The 14,967-nt window shown below is 68.1% G+C and carries 8 protein-coding genes and 2 pseudogenes; 7 read left to right on the top strand and 3 right to left on the bottom strand.

Features of this window, described 5'->3' with window-relative positions:
- Nucleotides 1-529 precede the first annotated feature (529 nt).
- The 6 genes from EES41_RS43975 (at nt 530) to EES41_RS41920 (ending at nt 11,971) form a co-directional block, all read left to right on the top strand.
- A complete protein-coding gene (locus EES41_RS43975; RefSeq protein WP_123083177.1) occupies nt 530-7,354 on the top strand; it encodes a polymorphic toxin-type HINT domain-containing protein in 6,825 nt (2,274 codons plus the stop codon).
- Nucleotide 7,355: 1 nt separating this feature from the next.
- Nucleotides 7,356-7,613 carry a hypothetical protein gene (locus EES41_RS38470; protein ID WP_123083178.1) on the top strand — a complete coding sequence of 86 codons (258 nt, stop codon included), beginning with the start codon at nt 7,356-7,358 and terminating at the stop codon, nt 7,611-7,613.
- An 891-nt stretch (nt 7,614-8,504) separates the two neighbouring features.
- Nucleotides 8,505-9,752: a helix-turn-helix domain-containing protein gene (locus tag EES41_RS38475; RefSeq protein WP_123083179.1), complete on the top strand. Its 1,248-nt coding sequence runs from the start codon at nt 8,505-8,507 to the stop codon at nt 9,750-9,752.
- A 125-nt stretch (nt 9,753-9,877) separates the two neighbouring features.
- Nucleotides 9,878-10,243 (top strand): hypothetical protein, encoded by a 366-nt coding sequence (locus EES41_RS38480; protein WP_123083180.1) that lies wholly within the window; start codon nt 9,878-9,880, stop codon nt 10,241-10,243.
- Nucleotides 10,244-10,892: 649 nt separating this feature from the next.
- Complete coding sequence (locus EES41_RS44305; RefSeq protein ID WP_123083181.1) at nt 10,893-11,240, top strand: SUKH-3 domain-containing protein; 348 nt, start codon at nt 10,893-10,895, stop codon at nt 11,238-11,240.
- 425 nt (nt 11,241-11,665) lie between these two features.
- Nucleotides 11,666-11,971: a hypothetical protein gene (locus EES41_RS41920; RefSeq protein ID WP_164496193.1), complete on the top strand. Its 306-nt coding sequence runs from the start codon at nt 11,666-11,668 to the stop codon at nt 11,969-11,971.
- Nucleotides 11,972-12,271: 300 nt separating this feature from the next.
- Here the strand turns inward: EES41_RS41920 and EES41_RS43535 are convergent.
- Nucleotides 12,272-12,563 (bottom strand): annotated as a pseudogene (locus tag EES41_RS43535) (site-specific integrase); the annotation flags it as partial.
- A gap of 67 nt (nt 12,564-12,630) precedes the next feature.
- Here EES41_RS43535 and EES41_RS38495 point away from each other — a divergent pair.
- Nucleotides 12,631-13,086: a hypothetical protein gene (locus tag EES41_RS38495; protein WP_123083182.1), complete on the top strand. Its 456-nt coding sequence runs from the start codon at nt 12,631-12,633 to the stop codon at nt 13,084-13,086.
- A gap of 200 nt (nt 13,087-13,286) precedes the next feature.
- On the opposite strand, the pseudogene EES41_RS38505 reads toward EES41_RS38495, so the two are convergent.
- Together EES41_RS38505 and EES41_RS38510 are read right to left on the bottom strand one after the other, a co-directional pair.
- Nucleotides 13,287-14,188, bottom strand: a pseudogene (locus EES41_RS38505) (MerR family transcriptional regulator).
- A gap of 33 nt (nt 14,189-14,221) precedes the next feature.
- Nucleotides 14,222-14,785 carry a TetR/AcrR family transcriptional regulator gene (locus EES41_RS38510; protein ID WP_123083416.1) on the bottom strand — a complete coding sequence of 188 codons (564 nt, stop codon included), beginning with the start codon at nt 14,783-14,785 and terminating at the stop codon, nt 14,222-14,224.
- Between the last annotated feature and the right edge of the window lie 182 nt (nt 14,786-14,967).

Here is a 14,967-nt window from a genome sequence, read left to right on the forward strand (position 1 = left end):
GATCCGATGATTTTTCGAACAGCCGTTTCGTATGGTGCGTGGAATCCGGGCCCTCCGGTCCGGTTCATTTGCATTGCCTGCACCCTGTGGGGGGATTCGGTTGTTACGTCGGAGTGGGTTCTTCGTGCGCTCGCGCACCGGGAGATCGCGGGTAGCGATCACCGCGGTGGTCGCGGTGCTCTTCTCTGGCCTGGGTCTTCCCGCGGTCGAGGCCGCCGAGAAGCCGCCCAGGGTGTGGGTGCCGCCGAACACCCCGCTGCCGCAGACCAAGCCCGTAAAGGGTGTGGATGCCAAGCCGCCGGCCAATACGAAACCCAGTGGCCGGAAATGGGTCCCGGATTCGAACATTCCCTTTCCTGTCGGAGTTGAGACGGTAACTCTGGGGGCCTCCGGAGCTCCCGTGGCCGGTGCCGATACGAAGACTGGCAAAATCGATGCGCTCCCTGTCTGGATCGCATCCGGGAATGACGCAAATCATTCCCCGTCGAAGAAGGGGGCCGTCGCAAGCCCCGGCGCGCTGCGCGTCGAGGTGAAGAACCCCGACGCGGCCCGGGCGGCCGGAGTCAACGGCGCCCTGGTCGCCCTCACCGACGCCGCCGGGCAGGTCCCCGCCGGCAAGGTGAAGGTCGGCATCGACATCACCGCCTGGGCGAAGGCGGCCGGCGCCAACTGGGCCGACCGGGCCCGCCTCGTCCAGCTGCCCGCCTGCGCCCTGACCACGCCGGGCGCCAAGGGCTGCACGGCCCGTACCCCGCTGGAGACCCGCCGCGACACTTCCGGGCAGTTGGTCGCCGAGGTCGACGTACCGGCCGCCGGGTCCGGGGGCAGGTCCGGGGGCAAGTCCGGCGGCAAGTCCGCCGGCGCGGACCTCGCGGCGCCGATGCCGGGCGCCCGTACCCTCGCCCTCGCCGCCGAGGCCGGGCCGTCCGGCGCCAGTGGTGACTTCTCCGCGACCCCGCTCCTGCCCTCCATGTCCTGGCAGGCCGGAGGCAACGCCGCCAACTTCACCTACGGCTACACCGTCGAGGCGCCCTCCTCCATCGCCGGCGCCGCGCCGAGCATAGGGCTCGGCTACGACTCCTCCTCCCTGGACGGCCGCACCGCCTCCACCAACGCGCAGGCGAGCTGGATCGGCGACGGCTGGGACTGGCACCCGGGCCTGATCTCCCGTTCGTACAAGACCTGCAAGGACGCCGGGATCAAGGACTCCGGCGACCAGTGCTGGAGCGGGGACGTGCTCTCGCTCTCCCTGTCCGGCCACGCGGGCGAGCTCGTACGCGACGACAACTCCTGCGTCTACCGCCTGCGCGGCGAGGACGGCACCAAGGTCGAGCGGCTGACCGGGCGTGCCAACGGCGCCTGGAAGGGCGAGGCCTGGAAGGTCACCACCACCGACGGCACCCAGTACTACTTCGGTGCCAACAAGCTCCCCGGCGGCGACGGCACCGACCCGGCCGCCAACTCCGTCTCCACGGTCCCCGTCTACTGGCCCGGTGCCAAGGACAAGTGCCTCGGTGCCGACTCCCCGGTGAGCGGCTCCTGGCAGTCGATGGGCTGGCAGTGGGACCTCGACTACGTCGTCGACCCGCACCAGAACCTGACGAGCTACCGCTACGAGCAGGAGGGCAACCACTACGCCCGCGGCGGCGGCCAGAACAACGGCAACGGAACCCCGACCGCCTACCAGCGCGCCGCCCACCCCACCTGGGTCGGCTACGGCCAGCGCCTCCCGGACCAGATCGCCGCGAAGGGCAAGGCCAAGCCGGCCGCCCAGGTGTGGTTCCGTACCGCCGAGCGCTGCTTCCCGGGCGGGGCCGTCACCTGCGCCCCCGAGCAGCGGACCAAGGCGAACGCGAAGTCCTGGCCCGACGTGCCCGTCGACCAGGAGTGCGCGGCCACCGGCGAGTGCCTGAACCTCTCGCCCACCTTCTTCACCACCAAGCGCCTGACGAAGATCGACACCGAGGTCCTCGTCGGCACGGACTACCGCACGGTCGACTCCTTCGCCCTCAACCAGTCCTTCCAGGACCCCGGCGACGGCACCTCGCCGTCCCTGTGGCTGGACAACGTCCAGCGCACCAGCTCCAACGCCAAGACCCCGCAGACCCTGCCCGCCGTCCTCTTCCAACCGGTGCAGCTCCCGAACCGGGTCGACGGCGTCGTCAAGCGTCCCGACGGAACTGAGGCTTCCGCCCCGCGCTACAACCGGCCGCGCATCCAGGCGATCACCACCGAGACCGGTGGCCGCGTCAACGTGGTCTACAAGACCCCGGAATGCTCACGGCTCAAGGGCACCATGCCGTCCTCCGAGGACGGCAACACGATGGCGTGCATGCCGGTCAAGTGGTACCTGCCCGGCCAGTCCTACCCGGACCCGGTCAACGACTGGTTCAACAAGATCGTCGTCCAGTCCGTCACCCAGAACGACCTGGTCACCAACTCGATCGCCACCGTGACCCAGTACGAGTACGGCGGCGGTATCGCCTGGCACCGCAACGACTCGGAGGCCACGGACGCCAAGACCCGCACCTGGGACCAGTTCCGCGGCTTCGCCACCGTCACCACCCGGACCGGCAGCGGCGCCGCCGGGGAGGCCCCGCGCACCAAGAGCGTGGCGACCTTCCTGCGCGGCATGGACGGCGACGTCCTCGCCAACGGCAGCAAGCGCAGCGTGAACGTCCCGGACGCCCAGGGCGGCAGCATCAAGGACGAGGACGTCCTGTCGGGTTTCGCCCGCCAGACCCAGACGTACGACCGCGACGGCGAGGGCGGCAGCGTCGTCTCCTACGAGGTCTCCGACCCCTGGCTCGGCGCCGTCACCGCGACCCGCGCGCAGTCGGGCGGCATGCCCGCCATCACCGCCCGCGCGATCAACACCGGCAAGGTGACCAGCGCCGCCAAGCTCGCCGACGGCAGCTGGCGCCTCTCGGAGCGCACCTCCACCTACGACGACACCCTGCTCTCCCGCCCGCTCAAGGTCGACGACAAGGCGGACCTGTCACACCCCGAGCAGCGGCTGTGCACCACCTTCGAGTACGCGGCCGGACCGGGCGGCGCCCTCACCCAGCTGGCCTCCCGCACCCTGGTGCTGTCGGGCGGCTGTGACCAGACCCCGAACACCGCCAACACGGTCGGCGACACCCGCGCCTCCTTCGACGGCAAGGAGTTCGGCCAGACCGGACCGACCGCCGATCCGACGGGCACGGATGTCCTGGAGAAGTACGACGGCAACGGCAAGCCCGTCTACCGCCGCACCGTCACCTCGACGTTCGACGCGTACGGCCGCGTCACCAGCACCACCAACAACGTCCGCAAGGACGCCGCCCACCCGGACGGCGCCGTCACGAAGACCGAGTACAAGCCGGCGACGGGCGCCGTCCCGACCGAGGTCGCCCACACCAACCCCTTCGGCTGGAAGTCGGTCAACACCCTCGACCCCGGGCGCTCGCTGCCGCTGAAGACCACCGACGAGAACGGCCACGTCGCCGAGCGGGAGTACGACGCCCACGGCCGGGTGCTCGCGATCTGGCAGCCCGGCCAGGAGCGCGCGAAGGGCGCACTGCCCGTCCGCACCTTCTCGTACACGATGAACGGCGCCGACGGGCCGGCCTCCGTGGTGAGCCAGGCGCTCATGAACAACGACACCTACACGCAGTCGTACACGATCTACGACGGCCTCGGCCGGGTCCGTCAGAGCCAGACCAAGGCCGTCTCGACACCCGTCGGACGCCTGGTCACCGACGCCCACTTCGACTCCCACGGCTGGCAGACGAAGACCAGCGCGCCGTACTACACCGACCAGGGCCAGCCCGCCGCCACGCTGTTCCTGCCGGGCGGGGGCGCGAACCCGGACTCCAAGATCCCCTCGCAGACCGTCCAGGTCTACGACGGCCTCGGCCGGCCCACCGCCTCCGTCTTCCAGTCCTACGGTGTCGAGCAGTGGCGTTCGAAGACCGAGTACGTCGGGGCGGACGAGGTCCGCAACACCCCGCCGACCGGCGGGTACGCCAGCTCCTCCCTCACCAACGGACTGGGCCAGCGGGTCGCGCTGCGCCAGTACCAGTCCGCCACCCCGACCGGCCCGTACGACGAGACGACGTACGGCTACAACACCCAGGGCCAGGAGCTCTGGCGCAAGGACCCGGCCGGGAACGAGTGGAAGTTCGCCTACGACCTGCTCGGCCGTCCGGTGAAGTCCACCGACCCCGATTCCGGTACCACGACGACGGTCTACGACGACAGCCGCAACCTCGTGACGGCGACCGACGCCCGCGGCAAGAGCGCCACCAGCGTCAGCGATCTGCTCGGCCGCCCCGTCGCGGCGTACGAGGGCACGTCCGCCGACCCTGCCAAGCAGGTGGCCGGTTTCACCTACGACACGAAGGCCCTCGGCAAACCCACCGCGAGCACGCGCTACGTCGGCGGCGCCCAGGGTGCGGCGTACGTCTCGGAAGTCACCGGCTACGACGCCGGGTACCGGCCCACCGGGACCCGGAGCACGATCCCCGGCTCCGAGGGCGCCCTGGCGGGCACCTACGAAACCGTCAACGAATACGACGCCTACGGGCAGCTGAAGGAGACGAAACTGCCCGCCGTGGCGAAGGCGGGCATGAGCGCCGAGAGCCTCTCCTTCGGCATCGACGTGGGCGGCAACCTCTCCTCGCTGGACGGCAACATCGACGGCGAGCGCGTCCCGTACGTCACCTCGCTGCAGTACGACCCGTACGGCCGTGTCATCCGCACCACCGTCGGAAAGAGCGGCAAGCAGGTCGTCACGACCGCCGACTACGACCAGGCCTCCGGCCGGCTCATCCGTTCCACCCTCGACAAACAGACCACGGCGAGATCCAGCGTCGACGTCAACGACTACACCTACGACCAGAGCGGCCTGATCACCTCCATCCGCAGCGCCCAGGACGGCGCGGCCATCGACTTGCAGTGCTTCGAGCACGACTACCTCGGCCGCCTGACCCAGGCCTGGACCGACACCGGCGCCGCGACCACGGCCCCGCAGCCGAGCGTGCGCGGCATCGGCGGCTGCGCCAACGGCAAGGGCCCGGCGGCCGACGGTGCCGGCAAGCCCAGCGTCGGGGGACCGTCCCCGTACTGGCAGAAGTACGAGTACGACCGGCTCGGAAACCGCAAGAAGCTGGTGCGCAAGGACACCACCGGTGACGCCTCGAAGGACGTCACGGTCACCCAGACGTTCGGCACCGGTGCCAACACCCCCTCCTCCGACCCGAAGACGGGGGGTGGCACGGGCGGCCCGCACGCCCTGATGACCTCCTCCGAGACGAGCCCGTCCGGAACGAAGGTCACGTCCTACACGTACGACGCGGCCGGCAACACGGCCGCCGTCACCAGCACCCCCGGCACCAAGACCCTGACGTGGAACGGCCAGGGCAAGCTCGACAAGATCACCGGAACCGGCGAGAGCGCCGGCACCAGCTACCTGTACGACACCGGCGGCAACCAGCTCATCCGCCGGGACCCCGGCAAGACCACGCTGAACCTCGGCTCCGACCAGCTCACCCTGGACACCGCCACCGGAAAGGTCTCCGACGTCCGGACGTACTCCGCCCCCGGCGGACTGTCCGTCACCCGCACCACCAGCGGCGGCACCTCCACCCTCACCTACCAGGCCTCGGACCACCACGGGACGAACGGCGTCCAGTTCAACGCCGACGACCTCGCCCAGGCCCGCCGCCCCGCCGACCCCTTCGGCAACGAGCGCGGCACCCGGCCCGCGGCCGGCTCCTGGGCCGGGGACAAGGGCTTCGTCGGAGGGACCAAGGAGGAGGCCACCGGCTTCACGCTTCTCGGCGCCCGCGAGTACGACCCCACCACGGGCCGCTTCATCAGCCCGGACCCCGTCATCGACCCCAGCAACCCGCAGCAGTGGAACGCCTACGGGTACGCGAACAACAGCCCCGTCAACGTCTCGGACCCCAGCGGCCTCGCCTTCCCCTGCGAGGGCTCGGAGTGCGGCGAGGGCTTCCGGTCGTACGTGAAGACGCAGACCCTGTCGCAGCACAAGGAGACCAGCAGGCAGCAGAGAAGCCAGGAGGTCGTCAACGCCGACACGGAGGTGACGGAAACCAAGAAGACGGCCAACCGCCTCCAGGGGCAGGTCGTCGACCTCGTCGCCGACCTGATCGGCTTCAACGACGCCCGGGACTGCTTCACCAAGGGCGATGTGATGGCCTGCATCAACACCGCGCTCAACGCGGTGCCCTGGGGGAAGATAGCCAAGGCCATCAAGATCGGCATCAAGGCCTTCAAGATCTACAAGGAGCTCAGCAAGGCCTACGACGCCATCCACGCGGCCGAAAGCAGAGCCGCCCGCGCCATGTCGGCGTTCACCAAGGCCAAGAAGGCGGAGGACGAAGCGGCAGCGGCCGCCGCCCAGGTCAGCAAGGCGGCCGAGGAAAAGGCCGTGAAGGAGACCGCCGCCGACACGGCGGGCACTGAATCCAAGGCCGGCAGAGGCGAGGCCGACAGCGACGCGGCCGGCAGCGGCTCGGACGCGGCACCTTCCTGCACCCGGCAGAACAGCTTCCCCGCCGGGACCAGGGTGCAGATGGGCGACGGCACCACCAAGCCCATCGAGGACGTCACCACCGGCGACACCGTACTGGCGACCGACCCGCAGACCGGCGAGACCAGCCCCAAGACGGTCACGGCCACCATCACGACCCCGGACGACAAGGACTTCACGGACCTCACCCTCACCGACGACGCCAACCCCCGAGGCCCGCCGGCCACCCTCACCTCCACCTACCACCACCCGTACTGGAGCGAGACCCGCCGCCAGTGGACCGACGCCGGCGAACTCACCCCGGGCGAACACCTCCGCCGCCCCGACGGCACCCCGCTCACCATCACCGCAACCCGCAACTACCCCCTCGCCACCACCACCCACAACCTCACCGTCGCCGACGTCCATACGTACTATGTGCTCGCAGGCGCCACCCCGGTCCTCGTCCACAATTGCGGGGGAACGCGATTCAGTGTGGGTTCCGACGGTGTCGCCGAAGACCTGGCCAACCCTCTTCCCGAACGCGGCGGCTACGTAAAGGCGCAGACGCTTGAAGGGGGAAAGATGAATATCGTCGGCAACAAGATTTGGGGCAACAGTGACCCCGAAGAACTCATTGGAACGCGCACGCCGGAGGCTCTCCGTGGTCTTGCCAGCCGGGGCGACGCAGAGAAGCTCCAGGACTTCTATCAGGGGGCTGTCAATGCAGGCAAGGGCGGCGCGGCCGGACGGGGTGCGAAGAACTCCAGGTCGCCCGTGAACACCGCAAGAAACCGTGTGCAGCTGTTGCAGGAGATAATTGATGCCTGGAGCTAGTGTGGAGGCTGATCGTTCGATGATGGAAATGAAGATCGCTGCAACCGCTGGGCTCACGCGAGTTACGTTCGAGCCGGGCGGGGTCGTCTTCACTCTCGACGCTGGCGAGTTCATTACGTTGCAGCTGGATCCGAGTCTTGCTCCCTCCGTGGAGATTAATATCTGGCCGAATGGAATATCGGTTTGGCTGCCCTATCCGGGGGAGTCTGACTATATTGTCCTAGACTCCGGAAATGACGAATTGGCCCGCCTGTGGTGATTTCGTAATCAATATTCAGACTGAAAAGCCCTGTCGGCGATAAGGTGCATCCGACAGGGCTTTTCGGGTTCCCTGTAGAGGCTGTCGCCGCCTCTATTCACCCACGCTGGAAATAGGTGGTCGCCTCACTGTGGGTGTGCCGGGCTTCCGCCATATTTCATGAAGGTGAGCTGAGCATCTTTGCGCGGCATGTGAGAGGCCCCGCCGGGCCCATCCCCGGCCGGGCCCCGGACGTGTGATCGGCTGTCTGACGGCAGTAGTTGACGGCAACGTCAGCGGATGGGTACTGCACGAAGTGCTGGCTCGTCGCAGTTGCCTGGCTGTATAGGAGAGCTGTTCAGAGTTTCTTTACTTGATCAAGGCGGCCCGCTGGCGCGGTCCGCGCGCGCTCCGGCCCCTCGGGGCCGCCGCCCGCTCCTGTCTCCGCCCCCGCTTGCCGGCCGCCCCGCCGGTCCGGGCGCGCAACAGCCGCCAGCGTGGATTGTTCTGGGGCTCTGCCCCAGGCCCCGGCCTCTCTCCGAGGGGGGAGGAGGCCGAGTGTTTGTGCGGCTCCGTCGTAGTGATGGGTGGTCGGGGTCGCGGGAGGGGTCCCTCGCCGCCCGGCCACCGGAGGCGTACCAGGAACCCCCGGGGGCCGCCAAGGCCAAGCGCAAGCGTCACCCAGTGAGCCTTGGCGGCCCCCGGGGAACCCTGGTACGGCGCAGCTACCCGACCGACGAGGGACCCCTCCCGCTCAGGCCCCGATCCTGGCGGGGGTCCGGCCCTGCACCACTTCGGCCATCCACCGGCACGGAGCGCGATGATGGGTCACCGCTTCGGGCGGGTATCTGCCGGATAGCCCTCGGTTGACTCGTCGGACCGGCGTACCGTGGCGCTGGAGGTGGTCAGCTGATGATTACGGAACTGGCGGACAACGTCCGTAAGTACCGGCGTCGGGCCGGGATGAGCCAGGAGGAACTGGCCCACGCCGCAGGCGTCTCGCCGGGGACCATCCGCAAGGTCGAGCAGGGCGGAACGGTCCGTATGGAAACCCTTCACGCCCTCGCTCGCGCGCTGAGGGTGACCACCGGCGCGCTGATGGCATCCGATGCCCCCGAACCCGTGGGCCGTACAGAGGAGCCGAACCGGGTCAACCTGATCCAGCTTCGCGCCGTACTCACTCCGGCTGTCGGTCTCGTGGACCAGGACGCCGAAGTGGGGGGCGAGGAACCGAATCTGCGCGCCTTCAGCCGGATGGTGGGAGACGCGCGGGTCCTGTATTCCTCGGACAGCTACAAGAGCGTCGCGGCTCAACTGCCAGATCTGCTGCGCGATGCCGCGAGGGCCGTTGCCTACTACGGCAGCGGAGACGAGCATCAGCAAGCCCTGCTGGCCCGAGCTGAGGCGCTGCGGCTGGCCGGCACTTACCTGACCCAGGTCCGGCAGTACGACATCGCCTACACCGCCCTGGCCGGTGCGATCACGGATGCCCGGCAGGCCGGGGACATGCTTGCGGCAGGCTCGGGCGTCGGCGGTATGTGCTGGCTGCTGGTGCGGCAGGGCCGGCTGGACGAGGCGGAGCGGATCGCCACCGAGAGCATGGACGTGGTGGAGCCGAAGATCACCGGGGCCGAGCCGGACCACTACGCGGTGTGGGGTGGTCTGGCCATGGAGGCCGCAGCCGCGGCCGCCCGCAACAACCGCCCTGATGCGGCCAAGGAATACCGGAAGGCAGCCCGCGTGGCGGCAGCCGCCGTTGGCATGTCCCACCGCAACGTCTCCCGGCATTGGTCCGTCTTCGGGCCGGTCACAGTGGCGATGAAGGCCCTCGAAGACTCCATGGTCGTAGGAGACGCCTGCGCCGTAGTGCGTAAGGCGGGCGAGCAGGAAGAGTTGTCGCCCAAGGCGTGGAAGCGCTTGGGCAGGCCCAGCACGAACGACGGGAACCGCTTCACCCTCGACGTGGCGCGCGCCCACACACGGACCGGGGACCTATCGGCCGCGATGGATGAGCTGACCCGTGCCCGGTCGGCGGCCCCGGAGTGGATGCGGCACCAGAACATGGCCGCCGAGACCACGCAGGAGATCCTGGGCAAGCGCAAGCGCACCCTCACGACGGAGATGCGAGAGATGGCCGACTACCTGGGCGTCGTCGGTTAGCTACCACGCAACGCGATACTTCCGGCACCCTCCGTCGCCAACTGGCATGTCTCATCGATGGAGTGACGGACAGTGGGCCCCTACGGTCGCCGTATTCCATTCGGCTACCCAGGTGGGGGTGCACGATGAGCACATCCAGGACCGACGCGGACCGCATGCGGCGCAGAGACCTCCACGACGCGGCAGCAGGCGCGACCGGCCCTCGCTTACTGCCACGGACCACTCAAGACGGGAACCCCTGCTACCTCAGCACCGACGGCAGGGGCTACCTCTCCTCACTCGCCGACAGCATCGAAGAAGTACAACTCGACATGGGCGAGGAACTCCTGAAGTACGCCCGAGGAGTCGTGGTTCCCGGAGCCAAAATGCTCTCGGCCGTCGAGTACCGGTGGCTCGCCTGCTGGCTGACCGAAGCCCTGACCGACGCACTCCGGATCGCCGAATCACGCGGCGACCGAATCCCCGCCCCACCCGAGACACTCCGCTCCTGACGGCAGTAGCGACGGCAACAACTACGGATTCAGGCGCACAACCACGGACTCCGGCGGACCCCAAAACCCCTCCCCACCTGCATAAAAGCAGCTAGAGGAGGGGCCGCCAGCACACGTACTATGTGCTGGCTGGGGCCACTCCGGTACTCGTTCATAATTGTGGTGTTGTTGACGCAGTCCATGCGGAAGCAGAGGCGGTTGCGGACCTTGGAGGCTCTCAGCGTCCGCAAGTAATGGAAGCTTTGCAGGTTCCCGGACATGCCCCCATCGTGGCCCATAGCGACGGAGGGGCAGTTATCCGACGAGTACATCCCGCTATCCAGGGAATCCTCGATTCCATCCCGACCGCTGCGCGCGGGAATAATCATGGAGGCTGTGGTTTGGTTCAGTGTCTGACGGAAGCTTGGACGCTGGACTCGATCCGACTGGAGCCACCGCCGCGGCCACCCTGGGACGCATCAGAACGAACAAGAACTTCAAAAAGCTCATCGGGCCGTGCGAGAGTTGCCAGGTTCTAGTCGAGCACTTCGATATCGACTCCAGGATGGCGCCGTAGATGCCTCGATTCTCCCAAGAAGTAGAGGGTGCCCTTCGGCTCGCCGGCTGGGTACCGGATCGCAGGGTTGACCTCGATCGATGGAAGGCGTAACTGTCAGAGTTCACCTGGCATGCCGCAGCGGAGGAGTTCCTTCAAGAGTTTGGTGGAGTCCGAGTAGACATCAGCGGCCCTGGAATCACGTGCGCGAGGGAGCCGTTCGAGTTCGATCCGGAGCTCGCCATCGGAGAGGGGGAAAAGTTTGCAGAGCTTTCTGAATTGTTCGGTCGCAAATTCTTCCCCTTGGGGGAAATGGGTCAAGGGGAATTCTTCCTGGCGATCGATGAAGAGGGTGCCATCTATCTCCTTGGTGCTTGGGCGCTAAGGCGCGGCGTAGGGGATGCAGCCTCGGAGCATCTCGTTAAGGGAGTTGCGCCGGAAAGGCTTAGCCCGCTCGCCTGAAATATTTCGTAACCAGGTCGCATCGGTACGGTATGGAGGCCACTGGCGAAGTTCCGTACGATTTGACGCTTGGGAATGCCGCAGGCGATGGAAGCCGGCGACCTAGTGCGAGGGAGTAGTAGCCTGGCGGTCCTCCGTAAGCCATTCGATCACCCGCGATACAGAGACCTCCTTCCGGCTTGTGGGTCGTGTCAATTCGTCATGGCCAGGCTCCGAATCGCTGACCTATACCCGGAAAATGGGGCGCCGTAGTGGGTAGGCTTCTTAAGCGGTTGGCTGCAGTGCGCTGGGCTGATCTGTCGGACGCAACTGGCTCGGCAGGTGGAATTCCCGCTTTGCTTTCACGGGTAGCGTGGGCCGATGGGCCAGCTGCGTGTGCGGCTGTAGATGAATTGTCGGATAGGGTCTGTGCGCTCGGTTTCGTAGTGTCTGAGGTAACGCCGGTCACCGTTCCATTCCTTGTGGAACTGGCAGGTCACCCCGAGGCGCAGTGCCGAGTCGAGGTGATTGAATTGATCACCTCGATTTACGAGGCAACGCAGTGGGAAGATGCCTCGGCTGCGTCCGATCCGAGATATCGTTCAGCGTTCGAAGAAAAGGTCGCCTGGGAGGTGACGGCGAAGGATGCGGTGCTAGCGCACAGGCAAGTCGTCGAGATTCTTGCGCGGGATGCAGACCGCGGAGTGGCAGCTGCCGCCAGTCGGCTTCTTTCGCTTCTATCGAGCTGCTGAAGAGGGTGTCAGGATTCAGCTCTGGAATCCCGAGGTGGCGGCGGCTCGACTCGGCAAGGAAACGGGAGATATAAATCAAATGGCACCCAGTGCAGATATTTGTCACCTGCGACTGGTTAGCGTGTAGGTAGGTACTCGGCGGCCCCGGTGGATTCGTTTCCGTTGGGGCCGCTGGTGGTTTTTCGCAACAGCAATCAGTGCACGGCAAGTTGGCCCGCGTATGCCTGCTATGTGTTCGCAGACTCCACCCCGGTCCTCTCCATGATTACGATGAAGTCCTATCCGGGGAGGGGTCGATAAAACGCCGACGTCTACCCATTGAAGGCCGAGAAGTTCGCCCTTGCGGAGTCCGGTGTGGAGGGCGAGTTCGTACAGCGTGTGCAGGCGGTGGCTTCGGATGGTGGTGAGGAACTGGCGGGCTTCGCTGGCGGTGCGCGGGGTGAGCGGACGTTGCGAGGGATCTCCTCCTCGCGGACGGAGCGGATGCAGGTCAGCGTCAGTGGGGCTGGTCGTGCCTGGCGTCGATGCGGCGGACGCAGCACTGGCAGGTGGTGCGGAGTTGGTTGAGCCGGGTGCGGATGTCTTTGACAGTGGGCCTGTACGCGGTGGACGGCGCTCGCGGTGCTTCGCAAGGGGCTTGGTGGGGCATTATTTAGATCATGACGCATCCTTCCCTGCCGACGACCGAGTCGGCCGTCGTCGCGATACGGGCCGTCGCGGCCGAGTACCGGCGGGCCGTGGCCGTCAGCGAGGACATCGGCGCCGATCAGACGTCGCGGAGGACTTCCGCGGCCCTGTTCACCGCCGTCGATCCCGACGGGTCGCTGCCGCACGAGGCGTTCGTGGAGCTGGGCGGCAGCCCTGCGGTCAGCGTGCGGGTCTTCCCCGAGGACGACGCGAAGATCACCGTGGACGGGGTGGAGTTCCAGGACGTGCCACGGGACGCGGTTCCGGCGTTCCTGACGTCCCTCTACAGCGGACTGGCCTTCGTGAAGGGGCGGTTCTTTCCGCCGGGGCACTGGCTCGTCGTCCCCCTGCCCGGCGACGAGACGTACAAGGAGCTCATCGCGGGCACCATGCTCACGCCCTGGCTCGCCGGCCGCGTCCGCCGCTAGTCGCCCGGGGGGCGTCCCCGGCGGGCGCAGTGCCTTGGGCACCGCCTTGCGCAGGGTTCGCCGTGTCCGCAGGGAACACCGGAGGCGGACGCGCAGGTTGGTTGGCTGTCGTGCGCCGCTGCTCTGCCCCGGGTGTTCCACCGCCCACTGCGACGTCAGGAAGTCGTACGCGTACGGGCCGAACGGCAGGTCGCGCCTCCTCATGCCGCCAGCGCCGTGAACCAGGGGTGGACGGGGGCGAGCGTGGATGACGCGGGCCAGCCGTTGACCGTGGCCAGGAGCAGCCAGTAGCGCTCCACGAGCGGGTCGTCGCCGGCCCGCAGGCGGGCGAGGAGCCAGCGGCGCACGTCGCTCTGCCCGGCGCGCTCGAACGCGTGGGCGTGGAGATCGGCTGGTGTGGCCGCCGGGGACGGGCCGGCGGCGGAGACCGGCAGCAGGCCGGCGGCCACGGCCTCGTCGAGGCGCTCGCGCACCGCTCGGTCGAGAGCGTCCTGGAGCGCGCCGGCCTCGCACCGCGCGAGTTCCTCCGCCTGGGCGTCGGCCGTCCGCCGGACCGCCGTACGGAAGTCCGCGCTCCGGCAGAGTTCCGCGAGCTCCACCCAGGCGTCGACCTGCTCGGGCGTCGGATCGTCCGGGAGCTCGGGCGGGACGGACCGCAGCAGGGCCGCGAATTCGGGGTTGGTGCGCAGGCCGTCGAAGGCGTCGAAGGCGAAGTCGGTCACGAGCCGGTGGTGTTCGGTGCGGGTGAGCGTGGTGAGGCGGTGTACGAGGTCCGTCTCCAGGTGTGCGGGGCCGTGCCCCGTGATGGTGCGGAGGACGGCCGGCGCAGGCGCAGGGTCTGGATCTGGGCGTCCAGGGCGTCGGCGTGCGCGTCCACGACCTGCGGCACCTTGCGGACGGTCGCCAGGTCGAGTCCGAGCTCGCGCAGGGTGCGGGCCAGATCGAGGCGGGCGAGCGCGTCGAGGCCGTAGAGCCGGTAGCCCGCCGGGCTGCGGTCGGTCGGCGGGACGATGCCCAGGTCGGAGTAGAACCGGATCGTCTTCACCGGCAGTCCCGACCGCCGGGACAACTCCCCGATGGAATAGAGCGTTTCGCTGTCCATGCCCGCAGTCTCGCGTCTCCCCCCACGGGAGACTCAAGCGCGTCCGGGCGGCAGTGCGCGGGCGTGCGCGGCGGCCAGCGCCACGCCGACGGCCTGGTCCGCGGTGGAGCTGTCGACGGGGTCGCCGGTGAACACGAGCCGGAAGTAGATCGGCGCCACGAGCGTCTTGAGGAGTTCGGTCGGGTCGGTGCCGGCGGGGAGTTCGCCGCGGTCCACGGCCCGGGTGACGACGATCCGCGCCCGCCGGAACCGGTCGTCGAAGACCGCCTCCTTGACCGCGGCCAGCTTCGGGGTGCGGCCGGCTTCCGCGAGGGCGGTGGAGAGGAGGGCCCGGCCCGCCTCCGAGGTCATCGAAGTGACCAGGGCACGAGCCAGCTCGCGCAGGTCGCTCTCGACCGCCCCCGTGTCGGGGATCGGGACCTCCGTGGCGAAGTGCCCGGTCAGCGCGTCCGCGACGAGGCTGTCGGAGTCCTTCCAGTTCCGGTAGATCGTCGTCTTGTGCACCCCTGCCCGCTGGGCGACGCCTTCGACGGTCAGTCCCGCGTAACCGCCCCGGGTCAGCTCGGTGAGGGTCGCCGCCAGCACGGCGGCGCGCATCTTGTCGCCCCGCCCGACCGCGCGGGTGCGTTGCGGGGGTGTCTCAGCAGACTGCATTGCAACTCCTTGTTGCGTTAGGTGGGGCCGTGCGGCATGCTGCTCAGCGTATCGCAACTGACAGTTGCATTGAGGTCCGGTCCTCCACCCCGTACCCCCGCACCCCCTTAGCCCTAAGGAACGAG

It is taken from the genome of Streptomyces sp. ADI95-16, from assembly GCF_003721495.1.
GTDB lineage: Bacteria > Actinomycetota > Actinomycetes > Streptomycetales > Streptomycetaceae > Streptomyces > Streptomyces goshikiensis.